The sequence below is a fragment of the Candidatus Chlorohelix allophototropha genome (assembly GCF_030389965.1).
In the GTDB taxonomy this organism is placed as follows: domain Bacteria; phylum Chloroflexota; class Chloroflexia; order Chloroheliales; family Chloroheliaceae; genus Chlorohelix; species Chlorohelix allophototropha.
Genome location: NZ_CP128400.1, coordinates 257,213 through 273,929 on the forward strand (window position 1 = coordinate 257,213; position 16,717 = coordinate 273,929).

Annotated in this window: 13 protein-coding genes; 6 read left to right on the top strand and 7 right to left on the bottom strand. The window is 44.7% G+C overall.

The window, feature by feature from the left end; translation table 11 throughout:
- Positions 1-335: 335 nt before the first annotated feature.
- The 3 genes from OZ401_RS13885 to OZ401_RS13895 all read right to left on the bottom strand — a co-directional run bounded on the left by OZ401_RS13885 (position 336) and on the right by OZ401_RS13895 (position 3,565).
- Positions 336-1,325 carry a lysylphosphatidylglycerol synthase transmembrane domain-containing protein gene (locus tag OZ401_RS13885; protein WP_341471064.1) on the bottom strand — a complete coding sequence of 330 codons (990 nt, stop codon included), beginning with the start codon at positions 1,323-1,325 and terminating at the stop codon, positions 336-338.
- Between the two features lie 17 nt (positions 1,326-1,342).
- Positions 1,343-2,935 carry a protein O-mannosyl-transferase family gene (locus OZ401_RS13890; RefSeq protein ID WP_341471065.1) on the bottom strand — a complete coding sequence of 531 codons (1,593 nt, stop codon included), beginning with the start codon at positions 2,933-2,935 and terminating at the stop codon, positions 1,343-1,345.
- 93 nt (positions 2,936-3,028) lie between these two features.
- Positions 3,029-3,565, bottom strand: a complete 537-nt coding sequence (locus OZ401_RS13895; RefSeq protein WP_341471066.1) for a hypothetical protein — start codon at positions 3,563-3,565, stop codon at positions 3,029-3,031.
- 999 nt (positions 3,566-4,564) lie between these two features.
- Here OZ401_RS13895 and OZ401_RS13900 point away from each other — a divergent pair.
- Positions 4,565-4,861: a hypothetical protein gene (locus tag OZ401_RS13900; protein WP_341471067.1), complete on the top strand. Its 297-nt coding sequence runs from the start codon at positions 4,565-4,567 to the stop codon at positions 4,859-4,861.
- Between the two features lie 103 nt (positions 4,862-4,964).
- On the opposite strand, the gene OZ401_RS13905 is transcribed toward OZ401_RS13900, so the two are convergent.
- From OZ401_RS13905 to OZ401_RS13915, 3 genes are all read right to left on the bottom strand, one after another.
- Entirely contained in the window at positions 4,965-6,359 is a 1,395-nt protein-coding gene (locus tag OZ401_RS13905) for a bifunctional enoyl-CoA hydratase/phosphate acetyltransferase (protein ID WP_341471068.1), read from the bottom strand.
- Positions 6,360-6,569: 210 nt separating this feature from the next.
- Complete coding sequence (locus tag OZ401_RS13910; RefSeq protein WP_341471069.1) at positions 6,570-7,541, bottom strand: FAD:protein FMN transferase; 972 nt, start codon at positions 7,539-7,541, stop codon at positions 6,570-6,572.
- Positions 7,542-7,580: 39 nt separating this feature from the next.
- Positions 7,581-8,648: a ferric reductase-like transmembrane domain-containing protein gene (locus OZ401_RS13915; protein WP_341471070.1), complete on the bottom strand. Its 1,068-nt coding sequence runs from the start codon at positions 8,646-8,648 to the stop codon at positions 7,581-7,583.
- Positions 8,649-9,034: 386 nt separating this feature from the next.
- Between OZ401_RS13915 and aspS the strand changes: the two genes are divergently transcribed.
- Positions 9,035-10,828 carry an aspartate--tRNA ligase gene (gene aspS, locus OZ401_RS13920; protein WP_341471071.1) on the top strand — a complete coding sequence of 598 codons (1,794 nt, stop codon included), beginning with the start codon at positions 9,035-9,037 and terminating at the stop codon, positions 10,826-10,828.
- A gap of 101 nt (positions 10,829-10,929) precedes the next feature.
- Here aspS and OZ401_RS13925 read toward each other — a convergent pair whose 3' ends face one another.
- Positions 10,930-12,210 (bottom strand): ArgE/DapE family deacylase, encoded by a 1,281-nt coding sequence (locus OZ401_RS13925; protein ID WP_341471072.1) that lies wholly within the window; start codon positions 12,208-12,210, stop codon positions 10,930-10,932.
- A gap of 180 nt (positions 12,211-12,390) precedes the next feature.
- Here OZ401_RS13925 and OZ401_RS13930 point away from each other — a divergent pair, with 180 nt between their 5' ends.
- The 4 genes from OZ401_RS13930 to OZ401_RS13945 all read left to right on the top strand — a co-directional run bounded on the left by OZ401_RS13930 (position 12,391) and on the right by OZ401_RS13945 (position 16,691).
- Positions 12,391-13,197 (top strand): FHA domain-containing protein, encoded by an 807-nt coding sequence (locus OZ401_RS13930; protein ID WP_341471073.1) that lies wholly within the window; start codon positions 12,391-12,393, stop codon positions 13,195-13,197.
- 7 nt (positions 13,198-13,204) lie between these two features.
- Positions 13,205-13,699: an FHA domain-containing protein gene (locus OZ401_RS13935; protein WP_341471074.1), complete on the top strand. Its 495-nt coding sequence runs from the start codon at positions 13,205-13,207 to the stop codon at positions 13,697-13,699.
- A gap of 174 nt (positions 13,700-13,873) precedes the next feature.
- Positions 13,874-15,871: a VanW family protein gene (locus OZ401_RS13940; protein WP_341471075.1), complete on the top strand. Its 1,998-nt coding sequence runs from the start codon at positions 13,874-13,876 to the stop codon at positions 15,869-15,871.
- 130 nt (positions 15,872-16,001) lie between these two features.
- The gene (locus OZ401_RS13945) at positions 16,002-16,691 is read left to right on the top strand and encodes a helix-turn-helix transcriptional regulator (protein WP_341471076.1); all 690 of its coding nucleotides are present in this window, start codon (positions 16,002-16,004) and stop codon (positions 16,689-16,691) included.
- The last annotated feature ends 26 nt before the right edge of the window (positions 16,692-16,717 follow it).

Genomic DNA, 16,717 nt, shown 5'->3' on the forward strand with positions numbered 1-16,717 from the left:
ATGACGGTATCTCCACGTAGCTCAATGTTTCTGATACATATTATAGTCAATCTTGACTAATTGTGCAACACATTATACATTGTATTACGAATAGTCAATAATGATTATTTACACATGAATATTATACCATTAATGGATAGTAGTATCTATTCCAATAATTCAGCAGCACTGGATGTAATCAAAGCGGGTGTAAATTAGTTGGTATAATTTAGTGGAAACTTGATTGTAGGATAACCGAAAAGAAAAGTAGCACGGGAAAGGATTTTGGGGCTATTCCCGATAAACAACCAGACCAGAACAAGCTTACTTTGTAGCTTTCCTGAATCACTATCGCATTATCTGAAACGACGAGGACGCGAAAACCAAATAGCCATTCCAACCAGTAAGTTTACAAGGTTGAGTACCAGCAGCAAAGTAGATAGCACCAACGCAGACTCACGGGCAAACCCCATCTGAGCTAAAATACCGATCAAAGTCAGGTCACGCGCGCCAATCCCACTGACTGAAATTGGTATCAACCCGGCGAAAGTGGCTAGGCTACTGGCGGCTATAACTTCTAGTGGGCTTAGGTTCATTCCTATCGCAAAAGCCAGCAACCAAGTTCTCATAATTGCCGTGAACATCGTCAAGATGGTGATTGAGAGACAAGCCAGTAGATCTGAAGCCGAGGTTTTTGACAAGGGGAAGACCAGTTTTTCCGAGCCTTCCTTGATCTTATTACCAAGAATGTGTTTAAGCAGGGATAAAAGGCGCTGTCGTAATGAAGCAAAACCGAGTATAACCAGACCCATGCCTGTGCCCACCAGCAAAAGCAACAGGGTGGGCCACTCTCCGATAAAAGCTGGACCAAGAATTAAGATGCTACCACCCGTTAGTACCAGCAAAACAATAATATCAAAAAGACGATCCAACACCACCGATAGTAGTGATTGCCCCAACGAATGTCCCATATCTCGCAAGTGCCAAGCTTTTATCGCATCGCCAAGTTGCCCGGGTGTAAAGCTGCCAGCCGAAAGACCTAGCGCATAAAGATGGTAGGCGCGCCCGAACGACAGCGGTATGTTAAGGTTTTTTAGTAATAAACACCACCGCCAAGTTTTAAGCAATATTATCGGAAAAATTAGCAGGATTGAAATGGCTACCAGCCACAAATTGGCTTTCAGTAACCCCTCGGCGACCTGTCCCAAGTTAAGATTCAGTCGCCACAGGAAAAACACCAGCAGGGCAGTGCCGATCAATCGCAAGAAAAGCCGCTTCCGGTTTATTTTACCGGATTTAGAAGCCTGTACCGGGGTTATTAATTGTTCAGTTCGAGTGGAAAGCACCGCTGGCACTCCTTAACTTAATAACAGCGCAGGCTCGGTTCCTGCTGGTTTGAGGGGTCGTAAAGATAAAACCAGACTTCTAGAGGACCACGCGATTCCATGTATTGTCCTCGGCAGAAACGGGCTACAGGCACCCATCCCTCTCCCAAAGAATCGGGTAGAGCAGTAATATAAATTTTGCGCCCTTCCAGAGTTAATTTTTCTACTTGCACATCCAGCGAATCATTTTGGATGCGAATACTGCTATAGCTTGGCGCATATTCTTGCAGATAAAATATCAGGTAAGGAATCTGATCGTTAATAGCTATGGTAGTTCCGGTGTTGTTCAGATTCTGGTTGACGTAGCGTACTAGCCGTTGCCCAATCGGCGGGCTTTCTCGATGTTCCCACGCAAGTGGCACAGTAACCATTCCCAAAACAAATGCCAGCGCTACCAACGCGCCATAAGCGGCTAATCGACCGAAAGGTAGCCCGATTGCTGCCAATATGCAAATAAGCGCTACCAACGGTAAATCATAGCGTGCTAGGTCTACATCATTTCCAAGCAAAATCCATAAAAGGTAAGGAATTCCCCACAAGCCTGCCAATATAACCATATGTCGGTTTGAAGCCTGTAACAAGCGTTTTATACCGTTTATAGACAGGAACAGCAAAGCCAAGGTGGGCAAAATCCGCAGCCAAGGTGTGCCGGGCCACCAACCGCCGAAGCCATAAACCAAAGTTGTTTCAAGCATGCGCACCGGGCGATTCAGTAAGTTATGGTCGGTTGTAATACTACCGCCCCACTCACTGTAATGTCCATTTAAGTGGTTAATAGTAGCTTCAAAAAAGCGAGAGCCTTCCAGCCAGATTTGCCAACTCAACCATAACCCGGTTGAAATTAACAGTCCGCCCACCACCACCAGCATTAAAGCCGGATAGTTCCATCGCCCTACTTTCTGATGACGATTTTTCCAAGTAGCATAAAACAGGGGAAGTAATAGCGTTACATAGGAAAGCCGCACCCCCAGCATTAGTCCGCCAAGCGCTGCCGCCGGTAACAGGTATTGCCAAGCTTTTTCGGATCTAACAAGCGCACGCCAAGATAGCCAGAACATTGTCGCGCCAAGCAAAAGCGCCAGAGGGTCACTGAATATCTCGCTGCCACCCAGCCAAGAGAGGGGAACTAGTAGCCATACTACCGCTGCGGTTATTCCGGCTAACTGTACGTCTCTCTCATTGGCTCCGGTAGCTCTTTTCCACTCGATTGCTACCTTAGCCAGAGGCAAGCTTGTCAGTACCGAAGCAACTACCGACAATAGGTGCAAAGCGCCCGTTGGGTCGGAGATAAACCAGTGAAAAAGGCTTCCAAACCAGAGATAAACCGGGTATCCGGGCCAGTGTGGGCGCATTTCGTACACCGAATAGCGCACCAGCCCGCGCGTAAAGAAAATTCCATCTCGCGACTCAACAAAATCGGGAGTGGTCAATAGCCTGAAAACCAGTCCAAGCAAACCCAGTAATATTAAAGGAAGCGTTTTAACTAAAATGCGAGAAATTTGCGTCTGCTGCGGATTTAATGCCAGACGGTGTGGAGCTTGTGTAGTTTTATTTGTGGCAGTGATACCCAACTTTTTAACCCCCTGCTTAGGGTTTGCTACCAGCGGTAATTACCGCTGGTAGCATTTGTCTTACAACCCTACTTACCGATATTACGGTTTAATTTAAGGGCATGGAACAACAGAACCGTTATAGTCAAAGCACTGTGACGGAGTTGGTGTTGGTACTGGCGGTGGTGGTGGGGTGCTACCGCAATGTCCTGGACCGATTAAGCCATTATTGAACTGATCTAAGATACTGCCCATATTTATGGCAGCTTGATCCTTGGATTTACTACCCAGCTTATTAACCGACAACCAAGTATCCGAGTTGGCAATCGTTGTTGCTACAGCAGAATCACTTGCACCACTGGCTAAATTCAACTTAGCTGCAATCAGTTGATCCATCAAAATATAACTGGCATCTCCCTTTGGAGGGGTATTGAAAATCTTAATCAACTGGTCTTTGGAGTAGCTAACCCCGCCAATTGTAAGAGAATTAACCGGCCAGCTTTCTGGATGGGTTTTCCAGTAACCCTGGGTATAAGTGCAGTTGCCGAAAGCCACTGTACTGGCACTGGCGGGTATAGCACTAAAGGGCACAGCAATCAATGCTAACAGCGCAATAAGCCCTAGAATAATGGCGCTTTTTTTCTTACTCATAATAATGAAAAGTCCTTTCTGTTGTGCAATGCAGTATCTGGAAGGCTAATGGGGGAAAGGTTAAGAAGAAAAAGCAATATGTATAGACCAGACCCACTAGTTTCTCGATACCCTGTAATGACCAAGCTACGATTTGAAGAACCGACGATTTAAGACGGGACTTTCGTATATAGCCATGATAGTCGCATTAAGAAAATAAGGCTATAAGAAAGGGCAAGCCATTGGTACTGATAAGATTGGGACGTTAGTAATAGGAGTAGTCTGGTACTTTTGAGAAAGGCTAATTCCGAGGGAAAATCGGGGGGTTTGTAGGTGTAGATATAAGAAAATAAGGTTGCAAAGGAGTAAGGGTAATTACTCAGGTAGGACAGATAGGGATGAGAAGCATGCCCAAGAAGGTTTGTAATATCGCATAGTCTCGCACATCATTTGCCTTTCGGACTTCTCGTAGCAAGGCAAGTTGGTGGGTGCGCTCCAACCATTTGGGGGCGGTTTGTTGCTGCTCCTTAATAAGACTAAAGGATTTGAAGCAATATCCTTTCTATAGGTAGCTAACTCAAAGAACTTCCGGATAGTTTTCAAGCGACGGTTTATTCTGGCGGTCAGGCTTGCTTAAGTGCGCAAGGCGTTGGGCTTAAACTAAGGGGCGAACTTCAAGTAGCAAGCTTTGAAACTCGCCAAGACGAAGACCCGTCATTTTAAGAAGCGGTTAGGATGGCGGGATAGCTAGGTATAACGCATTATCATAATTTAGTCCATAAAGCTAAATATTTCAGGATTTGCACTATTTTACTAGTTCTCCTTTATCTTGAATATTATCTGGTATATATGCTAAAAATAATCTGCAAGCAGGTTGGATAATTTTACTCAATAACAGATTGTTTTCTTTACTCTCTGCCTTGATAGCTAACCCCATGTTAGATATACTATAATAAATGTACAGGGTCGTACAAAGATTCTAATAAATTATTTCAACCGTTTAGGTGAGGGAGTGAACAAATGCGAGAGGTAGTTAAGGATTACCAGTTTTATCCCGGAGAATATCCGGTAGTAGTAGTGTCTAGTAAAGACAGCGTCGAGTTAGATGTTACTAATATTGTAACCAATCATAACTTGAACCCTGAAAAAACAGTGTGGATTGAGCATATCCTAGCAGAGAAAGTTCATGGAAACGACACAATTGAAGAGAATTGGGAGTTTTCATTTTGCCACAATTCGCGTGATCGGCTGGTATTGGCAGGTCATCACAATATACCGGATTATATTGTAAAAGCTTTAGTAAGCCGTTGCCAGTAGTCATAATTCAGCCTTATTAAGGCAGCACATGCTAATTAAAGGACATTTCAAACATTTTGCATAATGCCCATTTGTTTGAAATGTCCTTGATTTAAACCTCAAGTTAGGGTGTGGTAGTACGGCGCTTATGTGCCAGTAGCGAAGCTAGGGCATAGGAAGCGAGATGAGTTATAGAACTATCGGCATGAATCGCCAGCATTATAGGTACTCTCGCCCCCAAGACGACACCAACACCCTGAGCCTCAGCCAAATACTCTAGTTGGCGTGCCAAAATATTGCCCGACTCTAAATCTGGTACTACTAAAACATCAGCCAGACCTGCAACTGGCGATACTATGCCACGCTCCCGTGCTGCCTGTAGCGAAATTGCGGTATCAAAAGAAAGCGGACCATCCACTATTCCTCCGGTAATTTGTCCACGGTCAACCATTTTGCATAAAGCAGCGGCATCTAACGTAGATTTGATTTGAGCATTTACAGTAGTTACCGCAGACAAGATGGCAACCTTTGGATTTTCGAGACCCACTACATGTGCTAAATCAATCGCATTCTGCACAATATCGCGCTTGGTATCCAAATCAGGATAGATATTTAGCACCGCATCTGTCAGAAATAGTGGTCTGGGGTAAGTTGGTACATCCATTATAAATACATGGCTCATTCGGTAGTAAGTAGCCAAACCGGTATCAGGCGCATTAACTGCCTTCATCATATCTTCATAGGGTAGATTACCTTTTACCAAAGCTTCAACTTCACCGGTACGTGCCAGCCTTACAGCTTCTATAGCAGACATCAAACCATACTCGGCTTCGCGAATGTTGAATTGGGTTATATCTATACTCGCGAATTCGGCAGCTTCCCTTATTTTGGTTACCGGACCTATAATTATCGGTTTAATTATATTTTTCTGAGTCGCCTCTACAATACTAGCCAGAAAAGCCGGTTCAAGAGGATTTACCACCGCAACTGTCACCGGGTCAAGCTTAGCGGCAGCTTCAATCAAATTGCGATAGCGCGCACCATGTTCGTATAAAAATACTTCGGGAAGTATGACTCTGGGACGCTTTACTCTTTCGGTAGGTGCGATTACATCGGCGCTTCCGCTAATTACTACTTCCCCTTTTTGATTCACGCAAGTGCAATCGAAAGTAATGCCATTGCGTTGAACATCCTTAACAACTGCTGTAATAGTAACGGTAATGGTATCGCCGAGAGCAACAGGACGTTTAAACTTTAGCGTTTGTCCCAAATAAATCGTACCCGGACCGGGCAATTTCGTACCTAGTAAAGTAGATATTAACGAACCACCCCACATGCCATGAGCGATAATCTTATGAAACATGTCACTACGGGCGTATTCCAAATCAAGATGGGCAGGATTAACATCACCCGACATAACCGCAAAAAGTTCAATGTCTTCCTGACTCAAAGTGCGTATTAGGCTTGCAGTATCGCCTAGCTCAATTTCATCAAAAGTTCGGTTTTCAATGTATTCCATAATGCTATCCTCACCTGAATAGAAGGTTCGGTAAAAAACAATCCTACAAGTACAGTATTACTCATTTTAGCCTTAAGAAAATTAGCTTTTGTGCTTATTAACGTGTAGAAATATTCCTGAAAGAAAGGTGATTCAAGGGGTTAAGAAAAACTAAAACGGCTCGAGACAAAACTCAGAGCCGTTTTACAAATATCTATTTTTTCGGAGCAGTTATAATTGGATCAACTCACCTGCGAGAGTTACAAAAAGAATAGCGTTTAAAGCCCCTCTTTGTTTTAAATTTATTTTTTCACATTGCTCCCGACCCATTATCAAAGCAGTTTTAGCCATAACGTCTGCCATCCGTACCGTATCCGCAACCACTGTTACGGCTGCCAAACCATTATCGGAGGGTTGCCCGGTGCGTGGGTCAATCAGGTGATGGCGAATCTGGTTATCGAGCAGCCAACTTCGTCCGGTGGTAGAAGAGGTGGCAACCGCTTTATTGGCAACTTGAAGGGTGGTTATATCTCCCGTAAAACCGGGGGCTTCGTTTTCAACAGAAACAACCCAGCCATTTTTATCCTGTGGGGGGCTGCCTTCCAGATACATATCGCCGCCAGCGCTTATCATAAAACTCTTAAACCCGCTTTTGCGCAATAAATCAGCACAGCGGTCAACGGTTGAGCCTTTTGCAATACCACCCAAATCAACTCTAACACCAGAAGCAAGCCGGATGTAACGCCCTTGTGGGTCAAATTCAATCGAGTTTTGGGTTTTACTAGGGTAGTTCTTAAAAGTCGGAGTTGCACGAGGAGCGAACAATTGGGGAGTGCCAGCGCGAAGCGTTTCAAAGCTGCGATTATAACCGGCAGATTCAAGCGCTTCCAGAATAGTAGGGTCGAAGATTCCTTCAGTTAAATCACGCATTTTACAAGCGGCAACAATCATTTCGTACATTAGCGGGGAGGGATTTTCAAGAAACCCCCGGTTATTCAACGTACTAAGCTCACTATCTGGGCGAAACCGGCTCAGTTGCGCCTCAGTTTCGTTGAAAATTAACTCTATATTGTTAGCTGCGGCTACTGCCTTGTCAGTATCAGTCTCCGCAGCATATATAATCAATTCAATCGAAGTGTTCATTGCCCTAAAATTCAGGGACACCTCAAACAATTCTTCCGCTTTGTCATTTATGCCAAGCATTTTGGTGCTACTCCAGTTTCAAGACTACTGTCTTGTAGCTTACGAATGTCGTGATCTAACTACCGGCTGAGAATACGAAGGTCTACTTACATTCGCACCGCTACTATTAGAACTGCTGGAACCATAATAGCTGTTGCTTGTTGAATAAGGGTCTGAATTATTCATTAAATCGGAGCCCATCTTGGCTACGCCTATTCCCAAAATCACCGCGATTATCCCAAGTACGCTATACAGCACCATTTTAACGGCAGCGTTGTCAGCGGTTTGAACGTTACGATAATTGTAGGCTTGACGACTGGCTGAATTGGGTCGGCGGTTTGAGGTGGTCATAACGGTTGCGCCGTTAACTCTTCTTGAATTTGCCGACTGTGCTGTAACTCTTGATGAATTTGAAGCCTGTACGCTAGACTTAGCCGTAGTGGGAACTTGTACCGCAGCGTTCTTGCGTTGTTGTGAACGTGACCGATACACCACAAAGCCGATAAATTGAGCCACAATCACTGTAGCAGCCAGTGCAATTACCACGAAACTCATAAGCAACCCACGTCCAACGTTAATTTGTTGGGTTAGTGCGTGTACCAGAGCCACTACAAAGAGCAAGTAATTGAAACGTTGCATCGTTTTCCAGTTCTTGCCTTTTAGTTTCTTCAGGAAGAAATTATTGGAAAGAACCAGCAGGAAAAGAATTGTTAAAGCTCCCAGCAGACCAAATATATCGCTGATACCGAATAGATTCGTTTTTATTGAACCATCATCGTTTAAGAATAAGCCAAATAAGGTACTACCCCAACTAATCTGAAGCGCCGCTGTAAATATCACGTGAGCTATTATATTCATTGCAGCCCAGATACCGACATCGCGCCGAGAAATCATGTTGACAGGGTTCTTGCGCACCTTCAACATATTGAGGGGACCCATTACCAGTGTAACCATAACTAGCAATAATCCAACATATCCAGTACCCAGGGTTAGAGTTTCGATAACTGATTGACCTGGTGCTGCAAGGAAGCTCGCAACGATACAACCTATAAATGTAGTACCTGCCAGATACATATTGGTGGTAGGACGTGAAGCTTGGAGAGTGATAGGTTTATTGATAGCTGCCATTAGTGCAATCTCCCAGAGTAATAATTGTGAAATTATAATAAAAAGTTTTGAATTTTAAGTCAGACCATAATCTAAATACGTGACTTTTTTCTTACTGTAATGAGTATATAAGAGAAAGATTAGAAAATTATTGGAAAATCGTTGCAGATTCTAATTTTTTGTAAAGATTCGTGGGGAAGTTTGAGACAATTTTTGTTTGTAGTCGGAAATAAGATTTTTCGAACAGCCAGCCCTAACACCTGGCTCTCCGGTGGCAAATGTTTCTTATGGAAAGCACAACACAACAACAGATAGCACTTTTATTAAAATATGCCTGCAAGGCTTCCATATTTCTGATATAATTTTGAACTTGAAGCAAACAATACTAAAAGAGGAGAATAAATCCTGTGGCTAAAATTTACAGCTGTGGGGCGCTGAGAGCCGAAAACGCCGGAGAACAAGTAACGGTGCGTGGTTGGTTAAACCGCAGGCGCGATCATGGCGGACTTATTTTTATTGATTTAAGAGATCGCAGCGGCTTGGTACAGCTTAATTTTGACCCACAGCTCTCAGGTGAAGCGCATACCTTAGCTGGAGAAACTCGCAATGAATATGTGCTGGCAGCAACCGGAACAGTGGTGTTACGCCCCTCTGGTACTGAAAATTCGAATATTCCTACCGGAGAAATTGAAATATCAGTAACTCACCTTGAAATATTAAATGCCGCTAAACCGCTACCCTTTGAAATCAACGACCGTATTGAAGTTTCAGAACAATTGCGTCTTAAATATCGCTATCTCGATTTGCGCCGCCCTCGCATGCAGCGCAATATGATTTTGCGCCACAAAGTAGTCAAATATATGCGGGATTTTCTGGATGCCCGTGGCTTTATTGAAATAGAAACCCCGATTCTGATTAAAAGTACGCCGGAAGGGGCACGCGACTATTTAGTACCCAGTCGGGTACATCCGGGTAAGTTCTATGCGCTACCACAATCTCCCCAACAGCTAAAGCAATTGCTGATGGTAAGCGGTATGGAAAAATATTTCCAAATTGCCCGTTGCTTCCGAGATGAAGATTTACGCGCCGACCGTCAGCCGGAATTTACCCAGCTTGACCTTGAAATGAGCTTTATTGAGCGCGAAGACCTTCTACAACTTATAGAGCAGTTGTTCATCGAAATCGTAGAAAATGTAACACCCGAAAAGAAACTCAAATTCAAGCCATTCGTGCGTATGAGCTACGACGAAGCGATGGATAAATATGGCAGCGACAAACCTGACCTACGCTTCGGGCTTGAGTTTGTTAATATTAGCGAATTGATAAAGGATAGCGAATTCAAGGTCTTTAGTGGGGCTGTAGCAGCAGGTGGACAAGTTAAAGGTATTTGCTTGCCTGGATGCGCCAACTATTCTCGCCGTGAATTGGACGGACTAGTAGATTATGTCAAGCAATTTGGGGCAAAGGGGTTGGCTTACTTGCAGTTGGAGCAGAATGGCGACATACTTTCCAGTAAATCGCCTAGCGCCAAGTTCTTTTCCTCAGAATTATTGAATACAATAACCACGCTCTTCCAAGCTAAAGCAGGTGATCTACTGGTATTCGTTGCCGACCAACCGGAGGTGGTAGCAAATGCGCTGGGTCGCTTACGCGCTGAAATGGGTAAACGCTTAAATCTGACTGACCCTGAAGAATTGGCTTTCGCATGGGTGCTGGAATTCCCGTTGTTGGAATGGCGACCGGAAGAAAACCGCTGGGATGCTGTGCATCACCCCTTTACAGCGCCAATTCCAGAAGACCTACATTTGCTGGATACTGACCCCGGCAAAGCCCGCGCCAATGCTTACGATATAGTTTGCAATGGTTACGAGACCGGCGGAGGTTCGATTAGAATACACCGTCGCGATGTGCAGAGTAAACTCTTTAAATTGCTCAATTACAACGAAGAACAGCAGCAAGAACGGTTTGGTCACTTGCTCAACGCTTTCGAGTACGGCGCACCACCGCATGGAGGTATTGCTCCCGGCATAGACCGCTTAGTTATGTTGCTGGCGAGTGAGGATAATATTCGTGATGTAATGGCGTTCCCCAAGACTCAGAGCGCCACCGACGAAATGACCGACGCTCCGAGTGAAGTTGATCAGAAACAGCTTGATGACCTGCATCTAAAGCTCGTTCCGGTGGAACAACCTCAGAAATAATCATAAAAAAGCCCTTCCTCAATTGGGAAGGGCTTTTTTATTACTTAAGAATTGCAGATTAATTTCACAAAGTTAGCTAGGCAAAGTGACATTGAAACGAGTTATTTCTCATAGCCGCAAAATTGTAAAATGGTCAATATCAAGGTTTTGGCAGCAATTTCAAGCTCGGCGATATCAACATATTCATCCGGCGTATGTGCGTTATGGACACTACCCGCCCCATAGTGAATAGTAGGTATCTGTCCCAACCCGGTCATCAAACGCAGGTCGCTGCCATAAGTTGCACCGTATATTTCCACATCATTACCTGTAATTGCCTTATGGGCTTCGTTCACCAACTTAACGATTGGATGTTCAAGAGCGGTTTGACCGCTGGCAAACTGTCCACCAAACCAATCGACTTGAACCGGATGCTGCTTAAGCCATTCATCAGAGCGACACACTTCTGCCAAAGTTTCTTCCAATTCTGCCCGCGCAGATTCAGGCGATTCCCCAAGCGCAACACCCAAGCGCCCTTCCGCCACCAATTCATCTGGTACGCTGCTAGACCAATTTCCGGCTTTTAAGATTCCAAGGCTAAGCGGGTATGGTAGCTCATATTTTTGCAGCAAAGGGTTATTGGTAGTGTTGCGGCGAGTTTCGAGTGCTTCAAGCGCCTGCCAGATTTTCCAGAACTTCTCGATTGTGCTAACCCCTTCTTTGCGCATACTGGCATGAGCGGAAAGTCCGGTTAGGCACAAGCGAAAGGTCAAAGCCCCCGCACAGGCAGGGATAATATCAAGCTCGGTAGGTTCGGTAATTACTGCGGCATCGGCACGGTAACCACGGCGCAAAGTAGCAAATGTACCCAAACCGCCATCTTCCTCGCCCACCACGCTTTGCAACAGCACTTTACCCTTAAGGTTTATTCCGGCAGCTTGTATAGCCTTTACTGCAAAAAGGTTACAGACCAAACCGCTTTTCATATCGCAAGCGCCGCGTCCATACACCCGGTTGTTTGCTATACGAGCTTCAAAAGGCTGGCTAATTTTCCATTGTGTCAGGTCTCCGGGAGGCACTACATCCATATGACCGTTGAGTATCAATACAGAACCACCCTCAACGCCCCAAGTGCCTACCACCCCCCATGCTTCCTCACGTTCAACTTCCATACCCGGAAAAGCGGGGTCGGCAAGTAGTTTGGGTAAATCAATTTGCCACAGGTCGGTTTCAAAGCCACTCTCCCTGAGCATACGGTCATAGACTTTTTGCGCCTCGCTCTCAGCAGGAGAACCTGTCACGCTTGGTATCCTTATAAGGTTACGCAAGCACTCTACCATACCGTCAATATCCAGCGCGTTTAAAGCAATTTGAGTTAGCCTATCAAGTTTTATCTCAGTCACTTTTATTCCTTTCTAAACCTACTGTCGTAATCTATGATACCAAATAAAATAATTCTATTGAAAATGCTACTTACTTTTACAAAGTAATAACCTCAAATTAATTGGCATACGCCCTGCTTAATGGTATAATTCCACAAGTTAGGCAATGTACAAGAAGATTTAAATAATGGAGCTGCCCGGTTGGGAGTAATTTCAAAGCTTGAAGGAATGATGGAAACGGTGGTCGAAGGCTCTTTCAGCCGCCTGTTCCGTAACAAACTGCATCCTGCCGACATTTCAAAGCGCCTTGAGCGCGTAATGGAAGATACCAAAGAAGTAGCTTTAGGCAAAAGCTACGTTCCCAATCGCTATGAAGTATATATCAGCCAATACGATTTTGACCAGTTTGCCCCCTATAAATCTTCAATTGAAAAGGATATGGCGGAGCATGTAGTACGCTACGGGCAACAACGTCACTTTATTTTTAGCGGCGGTTCGCCCCGTGTGTGGCTTAACAGTAGCGAACAGGTAAAAAAAAGTCGATACCTCATCAAAGCCTATACGTTAGATCCCAACCAACCTCAACCAAAAGCTGCAAATACTGCAAATGGAATTAATCAAAATCAATTATTGGAAGGCACTGCCATACTTAATATCGGTGCATTGAACGCCGAACAAAGAAATGCGGCAGGTAGTATTGCTTTTGATCGTCCTCAAGCAACTTTGACAGTTATGGGATACCGCACCGATAACCCCGATCGTCATTTCGTATTCAAGCGCGATGTTACCATCGGGAGAGGGCTGGACAACGATATAATCCTTGAAAATGACCCGCGAATTTCACGCCACCATGCACGAATAGAGTTTAAATACGGGCAATTTCTGTTAACCGACTTGAACAGCGCCAATGGTACAAGCCTCAATGGGCTTCCTGTAACCCAGATTGTGCTAACACCCGGCGATAAAGTTTCGCTAGGCGGCTTAGAGCTAATTTTTGGGGTGGAGTAAGGAATAGATGGATATATCCGTCTTTGACATTTTTATCCTAGTTTTAAGGGTTCTCCTGATATTTGTATTGTATTTCTTTCTCTTCCTGATTGTAAGAGTTATTATTCGCGAATTTAACGCCTCCACTAAACGCGCCCGTTTGGTTGCCCGCGAACTCGACGCTGCCCCCATCCCCGAACAGTATTTGTCGCCTGCCCCATCAAATTCAGGAAAATTGGTTGTTATCGAAACCGGTAATGCTACCACAGTAAAATCCGGTATGGTATTCGATTTGCGTCCGGTAATGCCGATTGGACGGAGACAAGATAATGTAATCATACTCAATGACGATTATGTATCTACCGAACACTCGCTGATAGCTATGCGGGATGGGCAATGGTGGATTAGCGATATTGCCAGCACTAACGGAACGTTTCTCAATGGAGAGCGTCTTGAACAACCGCGTGCCTTACGTGCCGGAGATGTAGTGGGAATCGGACGAGTAAAATTCCGATTAGAATAGTTACTTTTTATAGCGTTTAGCGTTATTAAATAGTGTAGCTTATTATCAATTAGCTTCATAAGGAGTTTTAAGTTATAATGTCACAAAGCAGTATCGTAGGCTATATATAGTATTACTTTAATTATAAAACCACAAATTATCGGTCTTTTATAAAAAAGAGGTTTGGTTTAATAAATGGAAACTAATAAATTCTCTAGTCTAAATGAAGAAAGAGAACAACCACCTACACGACCCAAACAAAAAAGTCTAGGTGGCAAATTCTTTGGGGTATTAGCGGCAGTGTTCCTAGTTGTCTCACTAGCCAGTTTGGGTGTTGCCAACGCTGTAATGGACATGCAGTACCAGAACAAAATTGATCAGGGTGTTAGCATAAGCGGAATTTACGTAGGCGAAATGACTCGCGATGAAGCGCGTAGCGCCATTACGAAGCAAATGCAAGGCTTCAATGATCGCCCGGTCATACTAGATTTTCAGGATAAGAAATGGCAACCCACCCTTGAGCAATTGGGCGTAACAATAAATTATGAAGCCAGTTTGGATAAGGCTTTCGAAGCCTCCAAAAGCGGCGATTTCTTTAAGGATTTGCGGCTAGCTAAAGCGCTAAACCCTGAAACCAAAAATGTGCCGATTGAAGTTATGGTCAATGAAACCAAGCTTAATGGTTTTTTGAGTGACATCAGTGATCGTATCCGACGAGACCCGGTAGAACCGATTATAGACATCAAAGACGGTAAGTTGGTAGTAACAGAAGGTAAAGTCGGTTTTAACGTGTTGTATGACAAAACCTTTTCTTCTATCAAAGATAGTCTGTTATCATTAAAACCTTCCTCCCAGAATCTTTTACAGGTTGGCGATATCCCTACCGTTATCAGCCAGCAGGAATTTAATGATTTCAAAGATAAGCTCACTGCAATGGTCAGCACCCCTGTAATAGTTTCCTTCAAGGATAAATCCTGGAATATAGACCAAACGCAGTTGATGAATATAATAAAAGTGCAGCGCACCGTTAGCGCAGCTGATCCAAAGCACTTTAGATACACTGTTGACCGCACCTTTGTTGAGAAATTTGTCACCGGCTTAGTTCCGACTATCACTCAACAACCCAAGAACGGTGATATAACTTGGGACAGTGGCAAAATAACTATTAAAACCCCTAGCATGGACGGTCAAACTTTAATTATCGATCGTTCTATCGATGATATTGTCAAGCAAATTTCTGATCCAACACCGGACAATAGAACTGTTACATTAACAGTCGATGTAAAACAACCTGAACTTGATACTAATAATCTCGACAAGCTCGGTCTAAAAGAAGTAATAGGCGAAGGCGTTTCCCAATGGGCAGGTTCAGCGATTGAACGCGCCACCAACATTAAGGTGGGCGCAAGCTACCTGACCGGAAAACTCATCCGACCTCATAGTATTTTCAGCTTTTTGGATGCAGTAGGAGAAATTAGCTCGGCGCGTGGCTATGTAAAAGGCTATGCGATTATTGCCGATCAAACTACCCCTGATGTGGGTGGCGGCATTTGCCAAGTTTCAACTACCACCTTCCGCGCCGCTTTCTATGCCGGATTGCCGATTGTTGAACGCAACGCCCATATATATCGAGTTAGTTGGTACGAAGAATTAGGAGAGCCGGTTGGTTTTGATGCCGCGGTATATCAACCGGGCGTAGACATGAAGTTCGAGAACAACACCGATAACTGGATGTTTCTCGATGCACAGATAAAAGATGGCAAACTTTATGTGCGGCTTATCGGCACTAAAGTTTCGGGGCAAACGGTTGATTTGGTTTCGAGCGGTATAGCCAAAGTAACAAATCCGCCGCCTGACCGCTACGAAATTGACAAAACGCTTGGTCCTTTGCAAAGGAAACAAGTGGATACGGCGCGGCGTGGTCTCACCACCCAGATAACCCGTGTAATCAAAGTTAATGGGGCGGTAGTAAAAGAGGACAAGTTCCCTACTATCTTCAGCCCATGGCCTAATATATATAAGCTAGGTCCTGCCTATGCCGGTCCCGATGGCAAACTGGTTCTAGGTCCTGATGGCAAACCAGTATTACCTACCCCAACTCCGGCGGCTGGTGATACTACACCTCCGGCGAGTACGCAGCCTGCAAACCCAGCAACGACTCCCGCGCCACCGCCCACTACCAAGAAACCGTAATAGCCAATAACAAACCCCCTTCTCGTTTGAGAAGGGGGTTTTGTTTTGAAAGATTTAAGAAAATCAGCCGCTTGACGGTTTTACTCTTTCAGGCTAATATTCAATAAATTAATATTGGAGTGATTGAACAATGGCTATTTCTGAAAAAATCTGGATGCCAACCGAATACGCCATACTTGGCTTGTTAATGGATGGTTCAAAGCATGGTTATGAATTGGCGCGTCGCTTTGCCCCAGAAACCGCATTAGGCACAATTTGCCACCTCGAAATGAGCATGCTTTACGCCAACCTAAAAAAGCTGCAAAAGATGGACTATATAGAGGCTGAAATGGAGCTTCAAGGAAACCGTCCGCCCAAACGTGTTTTCAACCTGACCGGCATCGGGCGGGCTGCTTTTATCGAGTGGGTACGTTCACCTGTAGCGCGGCTTCGAGAAATCCAACCCGATTTTCTTACCAAACTCTACTTTGCTCGCCAACTTGGTACTGATGATGTGGGAGCACTCATCGGTAGGCAAATCGAATTATGCCGTCAGGCGTTGGAACGGTTGCGGCAGGGGCATACCCTGAACGAAGAAGTCGAGGATTTATTAGACATCAGCGCCGGGAATTATAGCGGTCTGAATCTAGGCGAAGAAGAGGACTTCAGCCCGAAGGGTAAACGTAGCCATCCCAAACCGAGTGAACACGAGTTAGCCCGTGACCCCACCCCCGAAGAACAAGAATATGTGGAACTGGTCACTAATCTACGTATTCGCCAAAATGAAGCAGTGATTGAGTGGCTGAGCGAAGCACGCCGTAAACTGGCAGGCGGCTATTAAACCTAAATTAGGTGACAGATGTAGCT